Raw genomic sequence first — 15,187 nt, 5'->3', positions numbered from 1 at the left:
CTGGTCTTCCGGGGCGCGCCCCGGAAGACCAGCGGCCGCAGCACCTGGGGAAGATTCAAACGGCACTATTGGGGAGTATTGCTCCGGTACTGACAAGTGGTAGGTGGACCGATCGAAGTCCAATGCCCCACAGGCACGCCGGATCGAAATCGCCCAATCCTGGCACATGCCTCTCACCATCTCCCGCTTCCGAGCAGGCCTTAGAGTTTTCGGCGGATAACATCCTGAAGCATCTCGCGATCAAGGGTCAGGTCCGCGACGATCTTCTTCAGACGCGCATTCTCGTCCTCGAGCTGCTTGAGCTTCTTCATCTCCGGCGGCAACATGCCGGCATACTTCTTCTTCCAATTGAAATAGGTCGCCTGGCTGATCCCCGCCTTGCGGCAAATCTCCGCAACAGACACACCTTCGTCGCCCTGCTTCAAAACAAACGCCTTCTGGGCGTCCGAAAACTGCGATGCCTTCATCGTCTTCCGTTCCTTTCCCAGCCGCGAAAATGCACCGGAAACTCTAACCAAATCTGGTCCAGTTTGAAGGGTTCAGATCAGGTTGAGTTGAAGTGAGAAACGCGCACCCAGGTTCAACGAGCGGGATGCGTGTCGTTCGTGGGCGCGCCGAGAGGTCCGCCTTCTTATGCATTGTCGTGAAAAAGGCCTGCGCATTCCAGTGCTATCGCGTGCGCAATCTTGAAGTCGAGTGCCGTATCGACATCAATAGATCTATCTCGCGGCATTTCGTACGCAAGCGCTCCCGGCGGCGTGAAACTTCGAGTGTTGAGGAAGGGTTGCAGTCGCTCGATATAAATAGCGCCGTTGAGTTGATGTGTGGGTGCTCCCCGGGAGGGCTCTGGCACGGGATTGAGCACGCTGGCTTCCACCCTGCGAAGGACCGGCCAAGGTTTGTCGAAGGCCGAAACCGAAACAACTGCCGGAGCACCTGTTCGCTCGATCAGTGCAAAAGCACTTCTGATGTCGTCGCCGCTTCGCAGCGGTGATGTCGGCTGTAGAAGTACGATATAGTCAGGTGCAACCTTCAGCGTCGTGATTGCGTGCTCGACCACGTCGAACGTCGTCGCTTCGTTGGTCGCGAGGTGAGGCGGGCGCATGAACGGCACTTCTGCGCCGGCGTTCTGGGCGGCCTCTGCGATTTCTATGTCGTCTGTATTGACGGTAACCCGGTCACATATACCACTCGTCAGCGCAGCCTTCACGGTCCAGTGAATGAGCGGTTTGCCCATAAAGTCGAGAACGTTTTTGCGCGGTAGACGGACCGATCCTCCGCGTGCAGGGATGATGGCCAGCGCGCGCAATTAACGGCGAGCCTCGGACAGATGAAAGATCACCCGGTCGGCTACATACTGCATATCGTCATCGGACAAGTCCGTTGAGCAGGGGAGAGGTAGAACACGGGTCCACAGTTCCTCCGTCACTGGCAACGGGCCCCGCGGGCAATGCATATAGGGTCGCTGCAAGTGGATCGGCTTCCAAAATGTGCGTACCCCGATGCCGTCCTCATTGAGCTTTCCAACCAGGTCCGCGACCGTGAGTTTTGCGTCGGGTGCAAGAACAACACCGGTGAACCACACGGACTGGCTCGCCCAGTTCGGTCGTGGGAAAAGCGAAAGCTCATCGACATCGCCGAAGCGATACGCGTAATAGTCGGAGACCTTCTGCTTGGCAGCATGAAACTCGGCAAGTCGCGTCAGTTGAGCCACTCCGAGGGCGGCCTCAAGGTTTGTTAGCCGGTAATTGAAACCTACCTCGTCGTGCTCGTAGTCTGTGCCGACACGAGCCGTGGAAGACAGGTGCTTGACACGGGCAACGAGCTTCGGATCCCGTCCGACGACGGCACCGCCTCCTCCGGTGGTCAACGTCTTGTTTCCGTTGAAGGAAAAGGAAGTAAGATCAGCGTCGCCGCCGATCGCTCGACCCTTGTAGAGGGCGCCTATCGAGGCTGCAGCATCGGCGATGACGGGGATACCGAAGCCTGTAGCGATTGTGTTGATCGCGTCCATGTCTGCTGGATTGCCGTTGGTGTATACGGGCATGATTGCGCCGACACGTTGCCCCGTTTTCTTGAGGATCAACTTGCCGGTCTCATCGTAGAGACACTCCGTTTCAAGGCACTGTTGAAGGGCCACAGGATCCATCGTCCAGCTCGAAGCGGAGACATCGATCAAGTATGGCTGGGCACCGGCATGCGAGACGGAATTGGCCGTGGCTATGAACGAGTAGCTCGGAATAATGACTATGTCGTCGCGTCCGACGCCAAGCGCACGCAACGCCATGTGCAAGCCCATGGTGCCGCTGGCAATCGCGGCGCAGGACTCAACCCCTGAAATCTCCGCAACGCGTCTTTCGAATTCCGTCACTGCCGGGCCGACCGTGGAAACCCAGCCAGAGCGCACCGCCTCCATAACGCTGGCCTCTTCAATGTGGCCGATGTTCGGAACTGCCAGCGGAATGTTACGTTTGATCATGAGCGGCGCCTAGATGTTATAAATGTTGGCTTTGTAGCGCGCGAGATTGGACGGTTCAGAGAACCACTCGATGGTTCTCGTAAGGCCTTTTTCGAAGCCATCCAATCCGCCAAACTGGGGCGCCCAACCAGTGAGCATCCGTGCCTTTTCATTGCTAGCCCAGAGACGTTCCACTTCGCTCCCCGCAGGACGCAGACGTTTTGGATCCTGCCGGATTTCGATGTCACGGCCCATCAGAAGGGCGATCGTGCGCGCGGTGTCACCGATCGAAACCTCAAAGTTGGAGCCGATATTGACTACCTCGCCGACCGAGGCCTCACTTTCAGCAATGGCCACAAAGCCGGCGACCGTGTCCGCGACGTAATTGAAATCGCGGGTAGGGGCGAGATCGCCGAGCATGATTGAGTCCACACCCGAAGCGATCTGCGAAATTATCGTGGGGATCACAGCGCGTGCAGACTGGCGTGGGCCGTATGTATTGAACGGGCGGATTGTGGCAACCGGGGTGGCGAAGGAGGAATAGAACGACATGGCGATCATGTCAGCGCCGATCTTGGAGGCTGAATAAGGTGACTGCCCCTGGAGTGGATGCTCCTCAGTAATAGGTACGAAACGCGCAGTCCCGTAGGTTTCGCTCGTCGATGTGTGAACCACCTTGGAGACGTCGAGGTCACGCGCCGCCTGAACAATATTCAAAGTACCTTTGACGTTGGTGTCAACATAGGTATCCGGCGAATGATAAGAGAAGGGGATAGCGATCAGCGCTGCCAAGTGGAAGACAACATCGCAACCGCGCATCGCATTGCGCACGCCATTTGGATCGCGGATGTCCCCGGAGAATATGTCGAGCGATTGTTGCAGGTTCTTTTCGAAGCTGTCGATCCAGCCCCAGGAATTGAAGCTGTTGTAGCAAACGAAAGCCCGGACGTCATGGCCCGCTTTCACCAGATGTTCCGTCAGATGCGATCCGATAAACCCGTCCGCGCCGGTCACAAGTATCTTCTTACCACGCAAGTGCATCTCAGTTTGCCTTCAAACGTTTCAATATGCTGCAGGGCGCGCCAGTGTCACTGTGGCCCGACACCCTTTTGGTGCGGCGGCGAAATTCCCGCTACCTATTATTTTCTTTGTACCCTCGCTTCAAGCGCTGGGCAGGTCAAAAAAGACCTTTGCCCCAACTCGTGCAAAGTCAGTGCCGCACAAGATATCGGCGATCTGCTTTCCAGCCGTGCCGTCACCCATCGGATTTGACCTTCTTCGGGCGACTTCTCTCATCTCCGGAGATAGCGCTCGGCGTACTCCGTCACTGATCGACCGTGAATCTGGTTCAACGTCGATCACACTCGGCGCACGAAGACGTCCCTTTTGACGGGGTCCGATGTTGACCGTAGGAACGCCGAGACTCGGGACTTCAATGACTCCGCTGGAGGAATTTCCGATGACTGCGTCGGCTGCCTCCGCAAGCGACAGGTATCGCACGAATCCGAGTGAGGGCACCATCAGGCGCTGGCTCGCCTTTCGGATCACGAAAGCCCTGACTGCCTCGTTGATTTCGCGGTTTCCCGGATCTGCATTAGGTTGGGTAAAGACAATGGTCGCCGTTTCGAATTCGTCCAGGGCGTCCAAAAGCTCTTTGATTTCTTCAGTCGGAGAATGTTCGGTTGCGGACGTGACGGGATGATGGGTCACGAGAAATAGCGGTGATCCGGAAAGCTCAAAGTTGAGACTTTCCTCTAATGCTCTAAGATCGAGTCGGGGGGCGTCTAAGATGTTGTCGATTCCGGTTGCGCCAACAACATGGATGGTCGACGGGTCCTCACCCATCTGGCGCAGACGGCGAGCATAGACCTCGGTCGACGTCATATGAAGGCGTGCCATTTTCGTCAGCGCGTGTCGGATCGAGTCATCGATTGCGCCTTCCGTGATGTGGCCACCCTCCAAATGAACCAACGGAATACCGAGCGAGAGAGCGGCGGTCGCGACCGCCAGCAGCTCGAAACGGTCTCCGAGGATCACGATGCAGTCCGGCCTGTCCGTCTCAAAAATGTCGATGAAGCTGATCGTTCCGAGGCCGATGGTCTTGCCCATCGATGCGGAACTATCACCCCCTACTAGAATATCGACAACTCTGTCCGGCGGAAAGCCGGACGCTGTCATTTCGTCGATGGTGCGTCCATACGCAGACACCGGATGAGTCCCGGTTGCATAGAGCCGAACGGCAATACCCGCGCGGCCGCGCAGTGCTTTCAATACGGGTATTAATAGTCCGAACTCGGCGCGAGTCCCGGTTACAAAGGCGATCCTTCGTTGTGACGACGTCATTTGATTGTCTGACCTCTCAACGTGGATTATAGCCGTCGTGCGGCACATCATGGGTAACGGTGCTGCCTGCCGCGATCACGGCGTTCCTTCCGATCGAAATGCCTGGAAGGATTGTTGCGTTCGCGCCGATGAAGCACTCTTCTCCGACTGAAACGCCGCCGCACAGAACGGCGCCCGGTCCAACGAAGGTGTGGTTGCCGATGCTGCAATCATGGTCGATGCAACAACCGGTATTTGCAACTGTATTGTTGCCGATTCGCGTTCCGGTTTGAACTGTGACTCCCGCCAAGATCTGTGCGGCATGTCCGATTTCCACAGCGCCTCGGATAGTTGCACTCGGGTCAATGATTGAAACCAGTCGGTCCCTGCGCCGTAATACTTGAGTCTCGTAGATGCCGCGCCGGATGTGAAGGCCTGTTGCGCCTCTCGATGGTACTGCCCCTACGCCGATGGCAAGCCATTCTGTTGTGAGATCGTTCGACAACCGCATCTCGTCGCCGAGGATCTCGAGCAAGCTGTCCGGCGCTGCCGCAACCCCCACTTTCTCGACGGCACCCACCACGGACAACCCCATGGCCTCAAGGCTGGACTGGAGAACCCGGGCGTGACCGCCGGCGCCGATTATGATGACCGGGCGGCGCTCTTGAGGCAAACCTATCAAAGGATGGCCTCGTCAACGTCAAAGCTGTGCGAACTCGGCTGACCTAGCAGGTCATAGTACCGTATTGCCGGAGCGCCCCCGCGCGTACGTTTCAGCGTCATATTTTCTTCAGAAAAGAGCTCCCCTGCTCTGATTGGAGCGGCAGCAACCGGCGATTTACGTGCGATCGCCTTGTTAGCGCCTTCGGCAATCATCATCCGCTTAATGCCGTCGCCGAGCGCGGCGTCCAGGTTCCTGATTTGACGAACCATAGCGGCAAAATCAGTGGGCTCCATAGAGGCCTTGTGATCGGGGCCAGGCATTGAACGATCAAGTGTAATATGTTTCTCAAGCACGGTCGCGCCGAGCACGCGGGCTGCTATTGCCGCTTCCGGACCTTCCGAGTGGTCGGAGAAGCCGACATCCAAACCGAAAGAACGTGCGATCGTCGTAATGGCGTTGAGGTTCAGGCTTTCCGGCGGAGCTGGATATTCGGTCGTGCAATGCAGGATTGTAACCTTTTCCTTCAAGATGTGCCTGGCTTCAGCCGAGGCGTACGCCGCTTGAAACGCGGAGAGTGACGGCTTGTCGTCAACGTCTGCAAGATATCCGAACGCAAGGGCGCCGAGGGACATCTCTATGTCGCCGAGCGCCGTCATACCACTCGACAAGATGACCTTCGCGCCTCGACGAGCGATGGAAATGAGGAGCGGCAAATTGTCGAAGTCGCCCGAGCCGATCTTCAGGAGGCTTTCTCCGAGTTCATCGATCAGGAAAAGTGCGCTGCCGACATCGAACGGGGTCGACAGAAAGCGGATTCCGCAGCTGTCACATTCCGCCTTGAGTTCGAAAAAGACCCGGTAGTCCAATTCCAATTTGCGCAACATATCTGACTGGGTCTGATCGTCCGAGACGCCAAGATTGCGCTTCTGGTAGTTCGCTTGCCTCGCCTGCGACGTCACCAGCTTTTCCGTCCGGAACGTCTGGAACTTGACCACATCGGCGCCAGCTTTGGCGGAGACCCTGACCAATTCGAAAGCGAGATCGGGATTTCCATTGTGGTTTACGCCGGCTTCAGCGATAATGATCATTAAATTGCTTCCCTCGGGTGTGGTCGGTTGGGCTTATCAAAGTGGGGTTTTGATGTCCAGCAATAGGCGTGAACCCGCTCCGTGAACATGGAAGACTGCATGAGCTTCGAATTCAACTATCAGGCGCAACTGCGGGCGGCTCAGGCCGCATTCCGCAACAAAAATGCCGAAAAAGCCCAGAAAATTGCGATCGAAATTCTGAAGCACTATGAGGGCGATCCGGACGTCTTGGCCTTCTTGGCTGCTGTCAATAAATATCTCCGGTCGATGATGAATCGATCAATTAGAGAGCGCGATTACGAATCCACCATGCGTTTCGCCTATCCCCTGCTGGGCGATGCCGATTTCGGCGCCGCCGCTCAATCCGCCTTTCTCGGTGCGGCAAGAGCGCATCTTTCTCCTCAAAGTCGCGCAGCTCTTATCTATTCAGTGTCGGGACAGGTGGAGGTGTCCTCCGAGTTTTGGGAAGAGCTTGCTGGGCTTCTTGTCGACTTGCCTGCGACGACTGAGAATATCGAGATGGGGTTTGAAGTGCTGGTGCACCTGCCTGGCCATGCTGTAGCTCTTGATGGCTTGCATGAGCTCATAGATCGTCATCGGCAGGAAATTGCCGCATAACGCTTGCTGATGAACCAGCTGTCGCCGGAGTTGAGATGCGCGAAGGAATAAACGAGAGAATCATGGCATCGGCAGTCCCACTGCTGCGCAAGGAGATTCCAGAAGGCGCGGACATTTACGATCGTCGTCGAGTATACAAGCGGCTGCGCGATTTCGTCACGGAAAAAATTGCTGCGGGCGACGGCAACGGCCTCATGTTACGGCTCGCTGTCGAGTATGCGATCCAGAAAGTTGAGAGAGAGTTCTCCGGTATCTCTGAAGAGGAGGCCGCACGTCAGGCTGACAATGCTTGGCTACTGATTGATCCCACCTCCTCCTTTTACGTTTTGTCGCGCGAGCCTCAGTTGACGACGTCCGCCTATGAGCTTTTCAGCCTGTCGCCAAGCAAGGAAAAGGCTCGTTGCTCCGGAGTGGTGTACAGGCTGAGAGTCATTCTCAGCCTTTGGCTCCGCGCGATCAATCACGAAGCGTCGCATGACCGTATCGGATATATTTGGCTAATTCTTGATCCCCTGATCCATGTGCTGATCATCTGTTTCGTTTCGTTATTTATTCATCAGAGAAGTATTTTTGACATGCCTTCCTTCCCGTTTGGCGTGATCGGCGCTTGCTTCTGGTTGACGTTTAGAACGGCGGCTATCGGCTCTATGTTTGGCGGGGGCGTTCTGAAGCCGCAGCTGGAGCACCCAACAGTACGTCGGTTCGACATCATGGCAGCGCGAGCGGTGAATGCTCTGATCATCTATTTTGGCGTCGGATCGTGGCTGATTGCACTTGCTATGTGGTTGGGGCTCACCACTTGGCCGGTAAACTTGCCGGGCTTCCTCGGTTGTTTTGTCCTGGTATGGTTGATGGGGCTGTCCTACGGCATCGTATCGAGTTCGCTTCTGCTCTTGTACCCGGGTTACAGGCGCGTAAATGGCTTCCTAATTCGCGTGATCGCCATTATGTCGGGACTTTTCTATGTCTCGGAGCAGCTGCCGGATCAGGTTAAGAGTTTTATGCTGCTTAATCCGCTGCTGCACGTAGTGCAATTTGCGCGGTCGTTCTGGTTTTATGAGTACCAGACACGAGATGCCAGTATGATTTATGTTTTGTTCTGGCTGCTGGGAGTGGGACTTTTGGCGCTTGCCTGCCTCACTGTCGACGAGAAAAGGCCGGATACCGTTCGCGCATGACCGACCTTGAACTGAAGAACGTCACCTTAAACGTGAAACAAGGTGGCAAGCACGTTAACATCCTGGACGATGTGTCGTTTGTGTTCCCACGCGAACACATGGTTTTAGTGAGCGACTCTCGAGTAAGTTCTGTAGCGTTGCTTGATCTCTTGTGCCGTCGACTCATTCCACAGCGTGGCAAGATGCTTTATCGAGGCTGGGTTTCGTGGCCGATTGGTCATACAGGCCCGTTTTCCGTCGCCGTGACGGGAACGCAAGCTACGTCACACTTTGCTACGCTCTACGGCGTCGAGCGAGATCTTGCTATCGACTTCATGGCGAGTGAGTTCCAGGGCGCCAAGCAACTTAACCGCCCGATCTACACATGGCCAAGACCGCTGCAGAACCAGTTTATGCTGTTGATGACTCTGATTCCGAGCTTCGACGTCTATCTAGTCGATTCCAATATTGTTCTGGTGGACGACGTCGCGTTCACGCAACGGTTTCTTCAACTGTTTAGCGCCCGCATTCGCGGACGCACGGCCCTGTTCACGGCGCGGCAGGCTAGGGTCGTCAAGCAGATATGTACATCTGCAGTGATCATCCGGGGTGGGAAACTCACTCGAACCACCGACGTCGATGAAGCGCTGAAGATCAGGGACAAGGGATCAGCCCAAACGGAGACGGCAGTCGAGGAGAGCTTCGCCATGCAGGAAGACGACTTCCTCCTTTAGGCTTCTAATATCGTCCTCACGTGAAGCGCCCGCAAGAGTGGCAATTATCTACTCCAGCCGTCTCCGGAAGAGCCAGGCGGCGGCGGTGAGCGTCACGCAGGCGATCGCGAGGAGGGGCACGGTGTTGCGGACGACCTCGCGGAAGGGGAGATCCTTCAGGAAGACACCGCGGACCACGACGAGGAAATAGCGGACGGGGTTCAAGGCCGTTACCGGCTGCAGCCAGCCCGGCATGTTCTCGATCGGGGTCGCGAAGCCGGAAAGCAGGATCGCAGGCACGATGAACAGGAAGGCGCCGAGGATCGCCTGCTGCTGCGTCATCGAGATTGCCGAGATGAAGAGACCGATGCCGACTACCGAAAGCAGATAGAAGAAGGCGGCGCCGTAGAGATAGAGAAGCGAGCCTTCAAGCGGCACGTGGAAGAAGAACACCGCCGCCAGCACATAGACCGTGGTGTGGAAGATGCCGATCAGCATCGGCGGGATGACCTTGCCGGTGAGAATCTCGTGGGTTCTGAGCGGCGAGACCATCAACTGGTCGAAGGTGCCGAGCTCGCGCTCGCGGGCAATCGACAGCGCCGTCACGACGATCCCCATCAGCATCGCGATCACCGCGATGAGATTGGGCACCATGAACCATTGATAGGTGAGGTTCGGATTGAACCAGTTGCGCGGCACCACCTCCACCGCACGCGTCTTCAGCCGGTCTCCGGCCGGGATGTCCGCCGAGAGCCCGGCGACGATCTCACCGAGATAGCCGGCGACGATCTGCGCGGCGTTCGAGCGGCGCCCGTCGAGGATGACTTGCAGGTCGGCGGGCCTGCCGCCGTCGATGTCGCGGGAGAACGTCGGGCCGATCGCCACCGCCGCGATCGCCTGCTGCCGGTCGATGCCTTCCCTGATCTCCGCCGGCGTCTCGACGCGGATGATCTCGCGGAAGGACGGGGCGCCGTCGATGCGCTGGATGAGTTCGTATCCCCAACGCCCGGCATCGCGGTTCAGCACCAGGACATCGACATTGCGGACCTCGAGCGTCGCCGCATAGGAAAAGACGAAGAGCTGGATGATCGGCGGGCCGATCACGATCGCCCGGCCCTTCGGTTCGCGAAGCACGGCGAGCAGTTCCTTGACGATCAGGGCCTTGAGGCGGAGCCACCACATGTCAGGCGATCCTCTTGCGGGTGCTGCGGGCGGCAAGTGCGAGCAGGACGGCGCCGATGAACAGCATGATCGCCATCGAGCGCAGGAACATCGGCCAGATGTCGCCGGCGAGAAAGACGCTCTCCAGACTGGGGATCAGGTAGCGGGCCGGTACGATCGCGGTGATGAGGCGGATCGGCGCCGGCATGGAATCGATCTCGAACAGGAACCCCGACAGCAGGAAGGCCGGCAGGAAGGCGGAAAGCAGGGCGAGCTGGGAGGCGAGGAACTGGTTCTTGGTGGCGGCGGAAATGAGAAGCCCCTGGCCGAGCGCAGGCACCAGGAAGCTCGCCGACAGAGCATAGAGCGCCACGAGCGAACCACGGAACGGTACGCCGAAGAGAAAGACCGCGACCGCGACGCAGAGGCTCATCGCGACGAGGCCGAGGAGGAAATAGGGGACGACCTTGCCGGCGAGCAGTTCCAGCGCGCCGACCGGTGTCGCCATCACCGCCTCCATGGTCCCGCGCTCCCATTCGCGGGCGACGACGAGCGAGGTCAGAAGCGTGCCGACCAGCGTCATGACGATCGCCACCGAGCCGGGCACGAGGAAATAGCGGCTGCTGAGCTCCGGGTTGAACCAGAAACGCTGTTCGATGGTGATCGCTGGCGGTGCGAGTACCGTCTCGGCGGAGCGGATCGCCGCCCAGGTGGCAACCACGCCTTTGGCATAGTTCTGCACGAAATTCGCGGTGTTGGGGTCGGTGCCGTCGACAATCACCTGTATCCGGGGGCTGCTGCCGCTTGCGGCGTCCAGCGCGAAGGTCGACGGGATCACCAGAATGCCCCGCACCTTGCCGAGCACCAGATCCTCCTCGAAGGCGCGGCGGTCGCGGCCGATCACCGCATCGAAATAGCGCGACGCGCGGAAACTCGCCGCGAGGTCGTCGGCCAGCGGCGTCGAGGCCTCGACGACCACACCGACACGGGTGCGGGTCGCATCGAGCGACACGCCGTATCCGAAGATGAAGAGCAGCACGAGCGGCAGCACGAATGCGATCAGGATGCTGCTCGGGTCGCGCACGATCTGGTAGGTTTCCTTGCGCATCAGCGCGAGGAAGCGGCGGTGCCGGCCGGAGGCGGCAGACGGGGCGGTGCGGTCCGTCACGCCGCGTCCTCCAGGTCTGAATTGCGCACCAGCGTGACGAAGGCATCCTCCATCGTCGGGTCGGGACTGTCGGCACTCGCCACGCGCGCCTTGAGCTCGTCCGGCGAGCCGAGTGCAATCGAGCGGCCGCGATAGATGAGCGAGATCCGGTCGCAATACTCGGCCTCCTCCATGAAATGAGTGGTCACCAGAACGGTGACGCCCTTTTCGACGAGGCCGTTGATGTGGGTCCAGAATTCGCGCCGGGTGATCGGGTCGACGCCGGAGGTCGGCTCGTCGAGGAAGAGAGCCTGCGGTTCGTGCAGCGCCGCGCAGGCGAGCGCCAGCCGCTGCTTGAGGCCGAGGGGCAGATCCTTCGCCGACATCTTCAGGTGGCTGCCGAAGTCGAAGATCTCCGTCATCAGCGAAATGCGCTCGCGCCGTCGCGCTTTGCCGAGGCCGTAGACGCCGGCGAAGAAATCGAGGTTCTGCGCAACGCTCAGATCGCCGTAGAGTGAGAATTTCTGGGCCATGTAGCCGAGGCGGTTGCGGGCTTCGGCCGTGTCGCGGCGGAGGTCGAAGCCGGCGACACGGCCGTCCCCGCTCGTCGGCCTGAGGAGGCCGCAGAGCATCTTGAAGGTGGTCGACTTGCCGGCGCCGTTCGGCCCGAGGAGACCGAAGATCTGGCCGCGGGGAATGCTGAAGCTGATGTTGTCGGCGGCGGTGAAATCGCCGAAGCGCTTGGTGAGGCCGCGCGCCTCGATGATCGGCCGGCCGTCGGCGGCTGGAAGTGCTGTCGTCGCCTCGGCGAGCCTCGAGCGCCCGTCGGGTCCACCGCCGAGAAGGTCGACGAAGGCGTCCTCGAAACGCGGCTCGGCCGGGTTGAGGCGGGCGCCGGCCCCGGCGATCCCGTCCACCGCGGGCGGCACGTCACTCGCGAGCACCAGACGGATCGCCTCGCCCTGGATGACACCGTCCACCGTGCCGGGCCGTTGCAGGACGCGGGTCAGCACCTGACGGCGGCGCCCGTCGACGTCGAGAAGCTTGTAGACACGTCCGGCGACGCGGCCGGTGAGTTCGGAAGGGGGGCCGCTGAAGAGCAGCTTGCCACCGTTCAAGAGGAGGACGCGGTCGCAGGCTTCCGCCTCATCGAGATAGGCCGTCGACCAGACGACACCGATCCCCTCCTTCGTCAGGTCTTCGACCATCGTCCACAGTTCGCGCCGCGAGATCGGGTCGACGCCGACACCCGGCTCATCGAGGAGCAGGAGGCGCGGCTTTTTGAGCAGCGCGCAGGCGAGCCCGAGCTTCTGCTTCATGCCGCCCGAGAGCTTGCCGGCGAGCCGCCCGGTGAAGCGCTTGAGGTCGGTGAAGGTGAGCAGCTCGTTGAAGGCGGACGACCGCTCGTCTCGCGGCAGGCCGCGGAGATCGGCATAGAGGTCGAGGTTCTCCTGAACGGAAAGATCCTCGTAGAGCCCGAAACGCTGCGGCATGTAGCCGATCAGGTCTTGGATACGCTGGGGCGAGCGGGCGGTATCGACGCCGAGCACCTCGACGCGGCCGGTATCCGGCAGCATCAGGCCGGTCATCAGCCGGATCAGTGTGGTCTTGCCTGCGCCGTCCGGGCCGACGAGGCCGGTGATCTCGCCGCCGCCGATCTCGCCGCTCACGCCGTCAAGTGCGGGCGGCCCCTTGCCGAATCCTCGGGTGACGTTCTCGAAGCGGGCGAGCGTCTCACCCATCGTCTCACTCCGCCCGCTCGGCCGCGGGGATGCGGACGGTGACCGGCATGCCCTGGCGCAGACCGGCGTCGGCGTCGTCGATGATCACCCGGAGCCGGTAGACGAGGTCGGTCCTGAGTTCCGGCGTCTCGACCGATTTCGGCGTGAATTCGGCCACCGGCGAGATGAAGCCGATGCGGCCGGCATAAGGTCTTTCCGGTGCGCTGTCGGAATGGACCTCGACCTGCATTCCCGGACGGATCAGCCCGAGCATCGGTTCGGCGATGTAGGTCCGGACCCAGACCGGCTCGGCGAGTGAAAGCACGTAGACGGTGTCGCTCGGCGAGATGATCGATCCCGGCTCCCGGACACGGGAGAGCACGATCGCATCCGCCGGAGCCTCGAGCTCGGTATCGGCAAGCGCGGTGCGGGCGCCGGCAAGGCTCGCCTCGGCGGCTTCAAGGTTTGCTCGGGCGACGGCGATGTCCTCAGCACGCGACCCCTCTTCGAGGAGACGCAGCGATTCCCGCGCGGAGGCGAGACGCGCCGTCGCTGCGGCACGGTTTGCCGCCGCCTGATCGAGGTCGGCCTGCGAAATCGCGTCCGACGGCCGCAATTGGCGGGCGCGATCGAAGGCCTGCTGAGCGAGCTGCAGTTCGGCGGTTCGTTCCTCGTGCACCGCACGGGCCTGATCGATCTCGGCGGGCCGCGGGCCGGCGACCAGCTTGTCGAGCGTGGCCTTCAGCCCCGCCACCTGTGCCTCGGCAGCGCGCACGGAATCCTCGTAGGGGCCGGCGTCGAGGCTCGCGAGCGTCTGGCCGCGATGGACGGCGTCGCCTTCCTCCACCTTCATCGCGGCAATGCGGCCACTGACGCGGAAGCCGAGTTGCACCTGGCGGATGTCGACATTGCCGTAAAGCGTCAGCTCGCCGGCCTCTGTGCCCGACCAGTCGAGCCCCGCTGGCAGGTCCGTCCAGAAGGTGGCGGCGAGACCTGCGGCGATGACGAGTGCCAAGGCGGGGATGACGAGGGTCTTATTCATGGCCTTGCCCTTTCCCGAACGATGCTGGCGGCCAATTCCCGGGCCAGAGCCTGGACGGCTTCAGTCTCGCGTGTTCCGAAATCCTTCCAACCGAGGTGAGCCTGCACCGCTCCCTGTCCGACACGGAAGATGATCAGCCCGCCGACGAGCGACAGGGCTCTGAGCCGCACGTGTTCGGATGCCGCGTCCTCACCGAGCAGGCGCGCGACCAGCTTGCCGACCACCTGGAGGATGGGCCTCATCGCGTTCGTATAGACCCGCTCGAAGGCCTCCGTCGGAGCCATCTGCTCACGCACCATGAAGCGCACCCACACCTCCGATTCGCGGCTGGTGAAGAGCCTCGCCATCGCGGCGAGGATGTCGGCGAGCATGGCCCGCGTCTCTTCTTCCGAGGGAAGAGCGCCGGAACCGTCGGCCGCCGCGAGGCGGACCTCGAGGCTCTCGCGGACTGTTCCGACATGGATCGCGACGGATTGCGCGATGTGGTCTGCGGCGGCGAGATAGAGGCCTTCCTTGCCGCCGAAATGGTAGCCGATCGCCTGCAGGTTGACGCCGGCAGCGTCTGCGAGCGCACGCGTGGTCGTCGCATCGAAGCCGTAACGGCCGAAGACGTCGATCGCCGCCGCCAGCAGCCGGTCGCGCGTCGCGTCCCCGCGCTCGGGACGTTTGTCTCGGGGGGAGGGCTTTGTCTTCTTCATGAAACAAAATTAAATCAAACGAATGAATTAGTCAATGTCGCGACGAGAAGAAGACGACAGGCCTTCAAACCCTGACGAGTCGTGCTTGCTCGAGAGGGAGTGCGCATGCATCGTGGATGCCGAGACGAGGTGAGTGAATGCCGAAGAGATCCGCACCCCAGAGGCCGCCCAGTTCCTTGCTGAACCAAGCCCCGCCCAATGAGGCGAGATCACGTCACGTGACCCTCTCCGAGACTGCGGAGGCCGCGCCGCCGCGGGCGGTCGCGACGGCGACGGCCGAACGGTGGCGGCGTGAAAACGCTGACGCGCTTGCCAGCTCGAACGCATGGGCCAGTCAAAACGGCCTGCCTCTGGATCGATATCGACGGTTCTGAGGGGCCAATTGAATCCGAAGCCCG

15 protein-coding genes and 1 pseudogene are annotated in these 15,187 nt (G+C 60.3%); 4 read left to right on the top strand and 12 right to left on the bottom strand.

From position 1 onward, the window contains the following. Positions 1-96: 96 nt before the first annotated feature. The 7 genes and pseudogenes from DFR48_RS18530 to neuB all read right to left on the bottom strand — a co-directional run. A pseudogene (locus DFR48_RS18530) lies at positions 97-467 on the bottom strand (transposase); the annotation flags it as partial. 164 nt (positions 468-631) lie between these two features. Beyond that, entirely contained in the window at positions 632-1,309 is a 678-nt protein-coding gene (locus tag DFR48_RS18525) for an acylneuraminate cytidylyltransferase family protein (RefSeq protein ID WP_114364697.1), read from the bottom strand. Beyond that, positions 1,310-2,479, bottom strand: a complete 1,170-nt coding sequence (locus DFR48_RS18520) for a DegT/DnrJ/EryC1/StrS family aminotransferase (protein ID WP_114364696.1) — start codon at positions 2,477-2,479, stop codon at positions 1,310-1,312. Positions 2,480-2,488: 9 nt separating this feature from the next. After that, complete coding sequence (locus DFR48_RS18515) at positions 2,489-3,499, bottom strand: NAD-dependent 4,6-dehydratase LegB (protein ID WP_114364695.1); 1,011 nt, start codon at positions 3,497-3,499, stop codon at positions 2,489-2,491. A gap of 120 nt (positions 3,500-3,619) precedes the next feature. Further along, on the bottom strand, positions 3,620-4,801 hold the full coding sequence (neuC, locus tag DFR48_RS18510) for a UDP-N-acetylglucosamine 2-epimerase (RefSeq protein WP_170141928.1): 1,182 nt from the start codon (positions 4,799-4,801) through the stop codon (positions 3,620-3,622). Positions 4,802-4,817: 16 nt separating this feature from the next. After that, positions 4,818-5,453 (bottom strand): acetyltransferase, encoded by a 636-nt coding sequence (locus DFR48_RS18505; RefSeq protein WP_280956438.1) that lies wholly within the window; start codon positions 5,451-5,453, stop codon positions 4,818-4,820. A 5-nt stretch (positions 5,454-5,458) separates the two neighbouring features. After that, positions 5,459-6,532: an N-acetylneuraminate synthase gene (neuB, locus tag DFR48_RS18500; RefSeq protein WP_114364692.1), complete on the bottom strand. Its 1,074-nt coding sequence runs from the start codon at positions 6,530-6,532 to the stop codon at positions 5,459-5,461. A gap of 99 nt (positions 6,533-6,631) precedes the next feature. Between neuB and DFR48_RS18495 the strand changes: the two genes are divergently transcribed. The 3 genes from DFR48_RS18495 (at position 6,632) to DFR48_RS18485 (ending at position 9,041) form a co-directional block, all read left to right on the top strand. Then, a complete protein-coding gene (locus tag DFR48_RS18495) occupies positions 6,632-7,150 on the top strand; it encodes a hypothetical protein (RefSeq protein ID WP_114364691.1) in 519 nt (172 codons plus the stop codon). 62 nt (positions 7,151-7,212) lie between these two features. Next, positions 7,213-8,328, top strand: a complete 1,116-nt coding sequence (locus DFR48_RS18490) for an ABC transporter permease (protein ID WP_170141927.1) — start codon at positions 7,213-7,215, stop codon at positions 8,326-8,328. Next, a complete protein-coding gene (locus DFR48_RS18485; protein WP_114364689.1) occupies positions 8,325-9,041 on the top strand; it encodes a P-loop NTPase family protein in 717 nt (238 codons plus the stop codon). The genes DFR48_RS18490 and DFR48_RS18485 overlap by 4 nt, the downstream gene beginning before the upstream one ends. A gap of 48 nt (positions 9,042-9,089) precedes the next feature. On the opposite strand, the gene DFR48_RS18480 is transcribed toward DFR48_RS18485, so the two are convergent. The 5 genes from DFR48_RS18480 to DFR48_RS18460 are packed head-to-tail and all read right to left on the bottom strand — an operon-like array spanning position 9,090 to position 14,789. Next, complete coding sequence (locus DFR48_RS18480; RefSeq protein WP_114364688.1) at positions 9,090-10,202, bottom strand: ABC transporter permease; 1,113 nt, start codon at positions 10,200-10,202, stop codon at positions 9,090-9,092. A 1-nt stretch (position 10,203) separates the two neighbouring features. Next, on the bottom strand, positions 10,204-11,289 hold the full coding sequence (locus DFR48_RS18475; protein WP_114364709.1) for an ABC transporter permease: 1,086 nt from the start codon (positions 11,287-11,289) through the stop codon (positions 10,204-10,206). 56 nt (positions 11,290-11,345) lie between these two features. Further along, positions 11,346-13,070, bottom strand: coding sequence for an ATP-binding cassette domain-containing protein (locus DFR48_RS18470; protein WP_114364687.1), 1,725 nt, complete (start codon positions 13,068-13,070; stop codon positions 11,346-11,348). A gap of 4 nt (positions 13,071-13,074) precedes the next feature. Beyond that, positions 13,075-14,091 carry a secretion protein HlyD gene (hlyD, locus tag DFR48_RS18465; protein ID WP_114364686.1) on the bottom strand — a complete coding sequence of 339 codons (1,017 nt, stop codon included), beginning with the start codon at positions 14,089-14,091 and terminating at the stop codon, positions 13,075-13,077. Next, the gene (locus DFR48_RS18460; RefSeq protein WP_114364685.1) at positions 14,088-14,789 is read right to left on the bottom strand and encodes a CerR family C-terminal domain-containing protein; all 702 of its coding nucleotides are present in this window, start codon (positions 14,787-14,789) and stop codon (positions 14,088-14,090) included. Before DFR48_RS18460 ends, hlyD begins: the two co-directional genes overlap by 4 nt. A 137-nt stretch (positions 14,790-14,926) precedes the next feature. Between DFR48_RS18460 and DFR48_RS18455 the strand changes: the two genes are divergently transcribed. Further along, entirely contained in the window at positions 14,927-15,163 is a 237-nt protein-coding gene (locus DFR48_RS18455) for a type II toxin-antitoxin system CcdA family antitoxin (RefSeq protein ID WP_114364684.1), read from the top strand. The last annotated feature ends 24 nt before the right edge of the window (positions 15,164-15,187 follow it).

Origin of the sequence: Ciceribacter lividus (assembly GCF_003337715.1) — a bacterium.
Lineage (GTDB): Bacteria > Pseudomonadota > Alphaproteobacteria > Rhizobiales > Rhizobiaceae > Allorhizobium > Allorhizobium lividum.
The sequence above is the reverse complement of the archived record's forward strand: the minus strand, read 5'-3'. Positions and strand labels throughout refer to the sequence as shown.